The sequence below is a fragment of the Peptostreptococcus sp. MV1 genome (assembly GCF_000758885.1).
Lineage (GTDB): Bacteria > Bacillota > Clostridia > Peptostreptococcales > Peptostreptococcaceae > Peptostreptococcus.
In genome coordinates this window covers 1-10,313 of sequence record NZ_JRNB01000026.1, presented here as the reverse complement: position 1 = coordinate 10,313, position 10,313 = coordinate 1, and the positions used below count along the sequence as shown (strand labels likewise).

10 protein-coding genes are annotated in these 10,313 nt (G+C 38.6%); all 10 read right to left on the bottom strand.

The genetic code is table 11. The features are described from left to right. Positions 1-157 precede the first annotated feature (157 nt). Positions 158-937, bottom strand: a complete 780-nt coding sequence (locus HMPREF1639_RS02420; RefSeq protein ID WP_036762900.1) for a phosphatidate cytidylyltransferase — start codon at positions 935-937, stop codon at positions 158-160. Positions 938-947: 10 nt separating this feature from the next. Further along, positions 948-1,679, bottom strand: a complete 732-nt coding sequence (locus HMPREF1639_RS02415) for an isoprenyl transferase (protein ID WP_036762898.1) — start codon at positions 1,677-1,679, stop codon at positions 948-950. Position 1,680: 1 nt separating this feature from the next. Next, positions 1,681-2,238 carry a ribosome recycling factor gene (frr, locus tag HMPREF1639_RS02410; protein ID WP_036762897.1) on the bottom strand — a complete coding sequence of 186 codons (558 nt, stop codon included), beginning with the start codon at positions 2,236-2,238 and terminating at the stop codon, positions 1,681-1,683. A gap of 67 nt (positions 2,239-2,305) precedes the next feature. Further along, positions 2,306-3,013, bottom strand: a complete 708-nt coding sequence (gene pyrH, locus HMPREF1639_RS02405; protein ID WP_036762896.1) for a UMP kinase — start codon at positions 3,011-3,013, stop codon at positions 2,306-2,308. A 64-nt stretch (positions 3,014-3,077) separates the two neighbouring features. After that, a complete protein-coding gene (tsf, locus tag HMPREF1639_RS02400; protein ID WP_036762895.1) occupies positions 3,078-3,986 on the bottom strand; it encodes a translation elongation factor Ts in 909 nt (302 codons plus the stop codon). Between the two features lie 101 nt (positions 3,987-4,087). Beyond that, positions 4,088-4,840 carry a 30S ribosomal protein S2 gene (gene rpsB, locus HMPREF1639_RS02395; protein WP_036762894.1) on the bottom strand — a complete coding sequence of 251 codons (753 nt, stop codon included), beginning with the start codon at positions 4,838-4,840 and terminating at the stop codon, positions 4,088-4,090. A 180-nt stretch (positions 4,841-5,020) separates the two neighbouring features. Beyond that, the gene (locus HMPREF1639_RS02390; RefSeq protein WP_036762893.1) at positions 5,021-6,196 is read right to left on the bottom strand and encodes an iron-containing alcohol dehydrogenase; all 1,176 of its coding nucleotides are present in this window, start codon (positions 6,194-6,196) and stop codon (positions 5,021-5,023) included. Between the two features lie 103 nt (positions 6,197-6,299). Continuing rightward, on the bottom strand, positions 6,300-6,992 hold the full coding sequence (locus HMPREF1639_RS02385; protein WP_036762892.1) for a CTP--phosphocholine cytidylyltransferase: 693 nt from the start codon (positions 6,990-6,992) through the stop codon (positions 6,300-6,302). A gap of 17 nt (positions 6,993-7,009) precedes the next feature. Further along, positions 7,010-7,960, bottom strand: a complete 951-nt coding sequence (locus HMPREF1639_RS02380; RefSeq protein WP_036762890.1) for a DMT family transporter — start codon at positions 7,958-7,960, stop codon at positions 7,010-7,012. Between the two features lie 93 nt (positions 7,961-8,053). After that, positions 8,054-9,937 carry a winged helix-turn-helix transcriptional regulator gene (locus HMPREF1639_RS02375; RefSeq protein WP_036762888.1) on the bottom strand — a complete coding sequence of 628 codons (1,884 nt, stop codon included), beginning with the start codon at positions 9,935-9,937 and terminating at the stop codon, positions 8,054-8,056. Positions 9,938-10,313 lie beyond the last annotated feature (376 nt).

Genomic DNA, 10,313 nt, shown 5'->3' with positions numbered 1-10,313 from the left:
TGATTTAAATTATCACCAACGTTATTTGACATAGAACCAAATATATCAGCCTAAATCCTTTATATCTTATAAAAAAAGCCCTCCACCTCATACAAGGCAGAGGGTCATTAATTAACTATTTGATCACTCTGAATATTTATTCAATTATATCACAAATTTACTTCAAAAGGTAGACTAATACAAAATAAACATATGGGGCTACCAATAGCACGCTGTCAAACCTATCCAATACACCTCCGTGACCTGGAATCAGTTTGCCATAATCCTTGATACCTACATACCTCTTGACTGCCGAAGCAATAAGATCACCCATCTGGGCTATGATACTACCAAAGAAAGCCATCAGCACCATTATACCTAAAGGTAGCTTGAATATTAGGCCAAAAATTATGCATGATAGGGTTGCTCCGATTATACCTCCTAAACTGCCTTCTATAGTTTTCTTAGGACTGGTCTTTGGCATTAGCTTGTGCCTACCAAACCTACGTCCTATAAAATATGCAAAGGTGTCTGTCAGGAAGGCGATTATAAATACCAACCATACATAGGTATGACCCCTGTCTAGCCTTTCAGATATCAGGATTATATAATTGAAGCAAAAACATATGTAGAGTATACCAGAAAAAGTTAGGGATACTTCGACAACATCCCTCTTCTGCCTAAGTACATACGTTATAGCTACTAAAAACAGTATGAACATTATAAAAGCATAGACACCTGTGTTCCAGGCAAATAGATTAGCTAAGAACATACATACTACAAATGCGTATCCAATTTCATATATAGGACGTTTTTGGATCTTGTCAAATGCATTATAAAATTCGTGTAGGGCTACCCCCATTAATACGAGTCCACCTACATAGAGTGGTACACCTCCCAATACTAAAAGTACCAAGAGTGGTAGCATAATCATTGCGGAAACCAATCTCTGCTTCATAAGTTCACCTCTACTTTACTCCGCCAAAACGTCTATCCCTACTCTGGTAAGCATAGATAGCCTTTTGTAGCTCCTTTTCATCAAAATCAGGCCAATGTATGTCTGTAAAATAAAACTCTGAATATGCCAACTCCCACAACAAGAAATTGCTCAACCTCTGCTCACCGCTAGTCCTAACCACTAGGTCTGGGTCCGGTGATTCATTAGTCGATAGGTGGCTAGCTATAGTATCATCTACTATATCATCCGGAGAAATTTTACCATCCAAAACTTCCTGACTTATATTTCTAACTGCATTGACTAGGTCATTTCTACCACCGTAGTTTAGGGCAAGCGACATCACTAGGCCAGTATTGTCCTTTGTTTCCTTCTTGGCACGGTCTAATTCCTCTATACATGCATCTGGCAGCTTGCTGATATCACCTATAGTTAGAATCTTGACATTATTCCTATGCAGTTCTTCCAATTCACTTCTCAGATACTTGACCAAAAGACCCATCAAGGCTGATACCTCATCCTTTGGACGTTTCCAGTTTTCAGTTGAAAAGGCATAGAGAGTTAGGTATTTGACCCCTAGTCTGGAGCACTCCTTGACTACCTTCCTGATTGTCTCAACACCGGCCTTGTGTCCATAAGTTCTTGGCATAAACCTTGACTTAGCCCACCTACCATTGCCATCCATTATGATAGCTATATGGCTAGGAACCTTGTCCAAGCTTATATCATAGAATAAATTTTCCATTTTACACTTCCATTATATCTTTTTCTTTGTCAGCAGTTAGCTGTTCAATAGTCTTTATGTACTTATCAGTCATCTTCTGAACTTCATCAGTTGCCTTCTTAGCATCATCTTCAGCTATTTCTCCTGCCTTTTCCATCTTCTTGATCTTGTCGTTAGCATCTCTTCTTTCATTTCTAATCCTTACCTTAAAAGTTTCAGAAGCCTTTGATGCCTTCTTAGCAAGTTCTTTTCTTCTTTCTTCTGTTAGTGGTGGCACTACTAGTCTGATTACAGAACCATCATTTGCTGGTGCTATACCTACATCAGATTCTGATATTGCCTTTTCTATAGTATGAATACTAGACTTGTCCCATGGAGTTATTGTTAGTATTCTACCCTCTGATACAGCAATAGCAGCCATCTGGTTTACTGGTGTAGGTGTACCATAATAGTCAACCCTTACCTTATCCAACATGGAAGCATTGGCCCTACCAGCCCTGATAGTTCCAAATTCAAACTTTAAGGCCTCTATCGTCTTTTCCATTTGTTCTTCTAATTGAACGTGTACATCCAGTTTCATATTTTACCTCCTAATATACGTCAAATATATACGCTTAAATTTAATTATTCTTATATCTATTATACTACTATTCTACAGTAGTTCCAACATCTTCTCCATAAACAACCTTAATAATATTTTCAGTGTTTAATTCAAATACCTTTATAGTTATCTTGTTGTCCATGCACAATGAAGTTGCTGTTGAGTCCATTACCTTTAATTCTCTGTTGATAACTTCCATATATGAAAGCTTAGTGAACTTCTTGGCATCAGCATGTTCCTTTGGATCCTTGTCATATACCGCATCAACATTCTTGGCAAGAAGGATTACATCGGCCTCCATCTCAGCTGCCCTCAAGGCTGCAGCTGTATCAGTTGAGAAGTAAGGGTTACCTGTTCCTGCTCCAAAAATGACTACCCTACCCTTTTCAAGGTGTCTAACAGCCCTTCTCCTGATGTATGGTTCAGCTACCTTGTTCATCTCTATACCTGTCTGAACTCTAGTTGGCACTCCGATATTTTCTAGGGCATCCTGTAGGGCCATGGCATTCATAACTGTTGCCAACATACCTATATAGTCTGCAGTAGTCCTGTCCATTCCCTGACTAGTCCTACCTCTCCAGAAGTTACCTCCACCAACAACTACAGCTACCTCTACGCCTACATCATTAAGCTTTTTGATACCCATAGATATTTCACTTACCACATCATTATTTATACCAAATCCAGTACCTCCAGATAAGGCTTCTCCACTTATCTTTAATAGTACTCTCTTATACATTGGCTGTTTGCTCATTTTTATTCCTCCTAACAATATCTTTAAAAAAAGAGAACACAATGAGTGTCCTCTTTAATTACAATTACTTCATCTGCTTAGCTACTTCTTCAGCAAAGTTTTCTTCTCTCTTTTCGATACCTTCACCAACTTCGTATCTAACCATATTAGCAATACTAATATCGCTGGCTACTTCCTTAGCAACCTTAGCTATAAGTTTGGCGATAGTTAATTCAGAATCCTTTACAAATACCTGGTCTACTAGGCAAACTTCCTTTAATTCCTTGTTTAATCTACCAACAACCATCTTTTCAACTATATTAGCTGGCTTACCTTCGTTTAGAGCCTGCTGAGTTAGTACTTCTGTTTCGTGAGCTATGTAATCTGGATCTACATCATCTCTAGAAATATACTTTGGATTCATAGCAGCTATCTGCATAGCTATATCCTTACCAAGAGCCAATACCTTTTCATCATTTGATTCTGTAGCTAGTTCAACTACAACACCAATCTTTCCACCACCATGGATATATCCTGCTACCTTACCATTAGTAGATATTTTTTCAAATCTTCTAACATCAAGCTTTTCGCCGATTGTAGCAACTCTATCATTTAATACGTCCTTTAGAGCCTTACCTTCCTTGTGGTTTGAAGCAAGAAGTGCCTCTAGATCAGCAGCATCTCCTTCTAGTACCATTTCAGCTACGTCAGCTACAAAGTCCTTGAAATCCTGGTTCTTTGCAACGAAGTCAGTTTCTGAGTTTACTTCTACTATTGCAGCAACCGTATGGTCAGCATTAGTCTTTATAGTAACTAGACCTTCTGCAGCTACTCTATCAGCCTTCTTGGCAGCCTTAGAAAGACCCTTTTCTCTCAATATATCAACTGCTCTTTCCATATTTCCATCTGCTTCAGTAAGAGCCTTCTTGCAGTCCATCATACCTGCGCCTGTCGCTTCTCTCAATTCTTTTACCATCTGTGCAGTTACAGCCATTGTAAAATCCTCCTAAATAATATAATAATTTTCCTATTGTATTCACAAAATGGTAAGGGCATTGCCCTTACCATAAGCTTTACATCTTAAATGTAATTTAATTACATTTCTTCTGTAGTTTCTTCAGTTTCTTCAACTTCAACAGCTTCAGATTCTTCAGCTACATCATCAAGTCCTTGTCTAGCTTCGATTATGGCACTAGCCATTGCTCCAGTTATTAACTTTACAGCTCTGATAGCATCATCATTAGCTGGGATTGGGTAGTCGATTTCGTCTGGATCACAGTTAGTATCAACTGTTCCTATTACAGGAATACCTAGTCTGTGAGCTTCCTGGATAGCTATGTTTTCCTTTCTTGGGTCAACTACATATAGTGCAGCTGGTAGTTCAGGCATATCCTTGATACCGCCTAGGAATTTTTCTAGCTTTGCCTTTTCAGCTTTTAACTTTATTACTTCCTTCTTTGGTAGTACTTCAAAAGTACCATCTTCTTCCATTGCTTCCAATTCTCTTAACTTCTGAATTCTAGTCTTGATTGTCTTGTGGTTAGTTAGCATACCACCTAGCCATCTTTCGTTTACGAAGTACATACCACATCTCTGAGCTTCTTCTCTGATAGCTTCCTGAGCCTGCTTCTTTGTACCAACGAAAAGGATTGGTTTACCAGTTTCTGCTACTTCCTGCATGAACTTGTATGCTTCATCAATCTTCTTCACTGTTTTCTGTAGGTCAATGATATATATTCCATTTCTTTCTGTGAATATATACTTGGCCATCTTTGGGTTCCATCTTCTAGTCTGGTGACCGAAGTGTACACCAGCTTCTAGCAATTGCTTCATTGAAATTACTGACATTAAATTTTCCTCCTTGGTTTTTACCTCCAGCACGTTCTACTTCCTAAAAAACCACATGGGCACCTTTTAAGAATCCCGTTGCTGTGTTTATTTAATTTAGTTTTTTAAAATAACCTCTATTATTTTAACATCTATACCTATAGCTGTCAAGCCATTTAACCATAATCCTTTGGTCAAATTCTACAAAGCAGCCTTGTATATATTTACTATATCCTCTACCTCTAAGTTTACGAAACCTTGGATGCTTCCACCCTTGACCTTGGCTGCGTGCTGGGCCATGACTTGGAAGTATTCCTCGTTTATACCCAATTCAGTCAGACTAGCCGGTATATTTAGGTCCTTGCAGAAGAAGTCTTGAGTCATATCTATAGCCTTGTTTGCTATATCATACTTGTCCATACTAGGGTCAATGCCCCATACGTTGACACCATAGTCTACAAAATTATCTAGTGTGGCATCATTTAGGACATACCTCATCCAGTGTGGTGTCAGGATAGCTAGTCCAACACCATGAGTCACATCGTAATAGGCACTTAGTTCATGCTCCATAGGATGAACTGACCAATTGTTGGCTGTTCCTCCTGATATCAATCCATTGATTGCCCATGATGATGCCCACATTAGGTTGGCCCTAGCCTCATAGTTATCTGGCTCCTGACAGGCAATAGGTCCATAATGAAAGCAAGTCTTTAAAATGGCCTCTGCAAACCTAGCCTGAAGATAGCCACCCTCTACATTTGTAAAGTAATTTTCAAATGTATGGCTGATGATATCTGCTGTACCTGCTGCAGTTTGCTTGGCTGGTACTGTATATGTATATTCAGGATCTAGGACTGATGCCTTTGGTAGAGTGATACCCGGCATACCTGTACCTAGTTTCTGGTTAGTTGTCATATTTGATATTACTGCACCGGAATTCATCTCTGAACCTGTTGCTGAAAGCGTCAATACAGTAAATATAGGTAGAGCATCTACAACCTTCTTCCTATCAAGGACTAGGTCCCAAGGATCACCCTCGTATTTTACACCGGCAGCTATTACCTTTGAACAGTCTATTGAGCTACCACCACCCACTGCAAGAACACCTCCTAGATTATTTTCTCTACAGAGTTTGATACCTTCTCTGACAGATTCTATCCTAGGATTTGGATCTACTCCAGCTAGTTCTTCAAAGTGTATACCATACTTGTTTAGTTCAGCCACTATAGCATGGTATATGCCATTTTTCTTTATACTTCCGCCACCATAGACTAGTAGCAGCCTATCTGTATACTTAATTATATCCTTTCCCAACTTATTTATTTGTCCCTTGCCAAAATGGATATTTGTATTTAAGTGAATATTGAAATTATACATAAAAATCGCCTCTTTTCGCATAAATATAATAATATATAAATCTATAAAAGCCAGTCACAATATTCCACTTATTCAAGTTCATAAATGCGACTGGTCATTTACCTTAGTCAACCTGTGTCCTTAGATAGTCCTCAACCCTTTTAAGGTCTTCTACATTATCTATTTCCATCAGGTCATTTTTTTCTAACTTTTTAATAGTGACATCAAGGTCCTTCATATTGTCCCTTACCACATCATCCCAATACTTATTCTGGTAATCATCAATATCTTCTATCCTGTCCAACTTTTCCTTGATATATTGACCATCTGTCTGGTCCCAATAGGATACACCACACATGATATAGCCATCACCATCACATATATCTATACCTGTAACCTTGTCATTGGAATCAACCACTAGCTTCCATTCATTGACAAAGCCTTCCTTGTGGCAAGAAAAATAAGTGGACCTAGACACACCTGTATCTATGATATTCCTGTTCATGTATATATCGCCCTCTAGTACATAGGAGCCTGCTAGTAGGTCTCTAACCTTGTACATGGAGTATATGTTATTGTATGTATTGAACTTTTCATTAAATACCAACTTGACGCCATACTTTTCTACTAGATATTCAAAGGCTTCCTTCTTATAGCCTACAACTATCACTATATCATCTATACCCTTTTCTTTTAAAAACCTTACCTGTCTCTCTGTCATGGCTTCACCGGCAACTTCTACCAGTGACTTTGGCTTGTCATCTGTTAGAGGCCTAAGTCTAGTCCCCATTCCAGCGGCTAAAATAATTGCTCTCATATTCTTAACTCCTATAATTATGATTCAGCCTGGTCCTTTGAAACTAATACTGACCCTATAATTATCAATACTGAACAAAATACCAGCCTTAGATTAAATTCTGTTCCCAAGGCTATAATTGATATTATCATGGCCCAGATTGAATAGGTAATATTCAAGCCAGTTGCCTTGACTGGTCCAATAGAGTCTATAGCACTATAGTAGCATAGGTAAGACGCCGTACCAATAAAGGCAGTTATAGCCATAAAAATCATTAGCTTGGATGAGATTATCTCCACAGAAAGTGGAGCCCCCTTTATAAATAATACCACAATGATGACATATATTAAAGCAGAAGTCATCTGTCTTATCCATAAAGCTTCTACAGGAGTGACATCATCCTTCATACCATAGGCACATATTACGCTTTCAAGTGACCAGGCTACAACAGTTACAAGGGCAGCAAGAAAACCTAGGGCGAAATTTTTCACTTGGACATCACCTGGAGTATAGCCCAAAATAATTATCGATAATATACTCAAGAAGAGACCAAACCATCCCCTCTTGGATAACTTTACCTTTAGGAATATATAACTAAAGAAGGCACCTGCAGCTGGATACATAGCAGATATAGAGGCAGTATAGCTGGCACCTATATTTGTGATGGCAAACATATAGGCCATCATGCCTATAGGACCACCAAAAAGGGCAGCTAGCATTACAAACCTACCACTCCTAGACCACAATAGCTTGAGAGTATGGAAAAAATCCTTCCTGATAATAGACAGGAGCGTCATCCAAAAGGCAGATGAAAAGTCATGCAAAAATGCTCCCACTATTGGTGCTATTGCTATAGCCTGGGCAGTCGATACAAAGGGCGAAGCTGCCAGTATTATACCGGTCAAGACCGTATCCATCCCCCAAAAAATACCTGACAATAGGGCTGATGATACTCCAAACTTCAAGTTGTTCCTATACTTTTTACTCATTTTAATCTCCTAACACATAAACAAATACTTAAATCCAAGTCCAAAACACCCCCATGGCTAGCCACTAGGAGTGCCTCGGACAGGAAGATAGGGCTACATATATATCTCGTAGAATTTTTCTAAATTTTGCTTGGCTCTTTCATATCTCATTGGACCATAGTCACCAAATGATACACCCTTGGCCTCCTTGTAGACTGTCCAAATTGTCCATAGGAAGTCTTGACAAATCTTGAATAGGAGAATTTTCTCTTCCTGAACTGGACTAGGCTTGTCAGAACCCTTCTTTAAATCGTAATCTATGCTGAAATACTTGTTTTTAAATAATTCTTCCTCATCCTTGTTGAAGTCACACTCTATTATATGACCAGCTATATCCCACATAGGATCGTTCATACCTGAATACTCCCAGTCTATCAGGTAGTTCCTATCTGCCCCCTTGATGAAGTTTTCTGGAACTGTATCATTGTGGCAAGTATATAGGTCTCTTCCAATTTCTTCTAGGACTCCCTCTAGGGCCATGACCTTCCTCCTAATCATAGGATATTCATCATCATAGTAGGATCCATTTACCTCTTCTACTAGGCCTTCGTACTTTTCAATCTCCCTAAATACATTGAACACGTTATCAAAGTCCACACATGAAAAGTGGAGCTTCTTTAGTAGTTGGGCTACAATTTCCATGTTTTCTTCTTTTTTGGCCGTTGTAGGGTTTAGTGTTTCAGCTTCCTCTATCAACTTGCTCACCTTTGTACCAGTTTCCTCATTGAAATATAGGATGTCTGTATTCAGACCAAGTATGCCACCTATAATAGAGTTGGATTTTTCATTGACCCTACTAATCATACTCTTGGTACCAGCTCCGGCCACCCTCAATATGTAGGCTTGACCCCCAATATCTACCTTGTAGTTCTTGTTGGTCATACCTCCAGCTGGCTCTATTGTTCCAATTTCGTCTTCTCTTACACCAAGGGCCTCAATCAGCTCTGCCTTTATATCCGCTAGCTTCATACGGTCATCCCTTCTCAATATGCCAGAGTATACTTGACCCTTAGCCTTGGCGAAGTTTTCTTTATTGTTTATTTCGTACCACATCAGGTCGTCTAGCTTGATATAACCTACCTTGTACTCCCTACCTACATCTATTATAGTATGCTCATAGTCCATGTAAGGATTCTTATTTTTGCTGTACTGGTCTAGCATCTTCTTATAGAAAGATGGTGACACTTTTGTCAGACCTACCAACTCACCATCAACCTTGTTGAACTGGTGGATATCCTTTGACAGCTTGTAGACCCATCCATCCCTAATTTCAACTAATATTTCATTTCCTGAACCTGATTCGGAAGTTATCAGCATAGTTGTCTGGTCGGGACTAGCAAGAAGGCTCTTTATAGCCCTTTCCTCAAAGATTAGGTTGTCTGACATCAAGATAAAGTTGCCCCTTATATAGTCCTTGCATAGGGATAGGGCATACATACTTCCCCTGTACTTGTACTTATCATTTTCAACCAGCCTTATCTTTTGATTAGACAGGGCCAATTCCTTGTAGTAGTCGGACTTATAGCCTGCCACCACTATTATCTCCTCCAGGTCTAAATCTTCTAGGAGCTTCAATATCCTCTTTGCAACAGTTTCCTCACCTATCTTCAGGAAACCCGTAGGTTTACCAAAGTCACCAATGACCCTATCTGCTAATATTACTGCCTGGGACAAGCCCTCCTGGTCTTTTTTAGACTCCAGGCTAATCCTCCTGTTCTGGTTTTCCACTATAAAGTTTTCAAGTACTTCCATTCCCTGCCTAGTCAAGCTATAGTCTGACTTTGAGTTAGGTGCCTTTACTATATAGTTTTCTTCTTCAAGGTTCTTGACAATAGAGTTTACTGCCCCAAGTGATATACCTGACTCATCAGCCAACATTCTCTGTGTCACCTTTTCATTATTATTTATCAACAACAAAATATCATATAATCTACTCATTTCATCAACCCTCCTGTTATTTGTTCATTATATGAACATAAATAAAGTATATTCTTTTTAGACGAAATTGTCAATATAAAGAATATACTTTATCAACTTTAATGATTGTATAATATTTCAAATATTTTTACATACTCATTATATTGTTGCTATTAGATAATTTAATATATTTTATCAACTAGCATTATCACCAACGTTATTTAAGATAGAGGCAAAAGATTCACATAAAGAAAAAAGGGCTCTATATCAAATAACGTTGGTGATAATTTAAATCAACAAAATGTATTAAATTATGCGGCAGCATCTATAGAAAACTGATAGCTATGGATGTTGCCCTTTTGTATTTTATACCTTTCCATTAGCATTATCCTTGCCT

Excerpts from the sequence above, each read along its gene's own strand:
- rpsB (WP_036762894.1), bottom strand. The coding sequence starts at position 4,840 with ATGTCAGTAATTTCAATGAAGCAATTGCTAGAAGCTGGTGTACACTTC.
- HMPREF1639_RS02385 (WP_036762892.1), bottom strand. The coding sequence starts at position 6,992 with ATGAGAGCAATTATTTTAGCCGCTGGAATGGGGACTAGACTTAGGCCT.
- frr (WP_036762897.1), bottom strand. The coding sequence starts at position 2,238 with ATGAAACTGGATGTACACGTTCAATTAGAAGAACAAATGGAAAAGACG.
- HMPREF1639_RS02375 (WP_036762888.1), bottom strand. The coding sequence starts at position 9,937 with ATGAGTAGATTATATGATATTTTGTTGTTGATAAATAATAATGAAAAG.
- tsf (WP_036762895.1), bottom strand. The coding sequence starts at position 3,986 with ATGGCTGTAACTGCACAGATGGTAAAAGAATTGAGAGAAGCGACAGGC.
- HMPREF1639_RS02420 (WP_036762900.1), bottom strand. The coding sequence starts at position 937 with ATGAAGCAGAGATTGGTTTCCGCAATGATTATGCTACCACTCTTGGTA.
- pyrH (WP_036762896.1), bottom strand. The coding sequence starts at position 3,013 with ATGAGCAAACAGCCAATGTATAAGAGAGTACTATTAAAGATAAGTGGA.
- HMPREF1639_RS02380 (WP_036762890.1), bottom strand. The coding sequence starts at position 7,960 with ATGAGTAAAAAGTATAGGAACAACTTGAAGTTTGGAGTATCATCAGCC.
- HMPREF1639_RS02415 (WP_036762898.1), bottom strand. The coding sequence starts at position 1,679 with ATGGAAAATTTATTCTATGATATAAGCTTGGACAAGGTTCCTAGCCAT.
- HMPREF1639_RS02390 (WP_036762893.1), bottom strand. The coding sequence starts at position 6,196 with ATGTATAATTTCAATATTCACTTAAATACAAATATCCATTTTGGCAAG.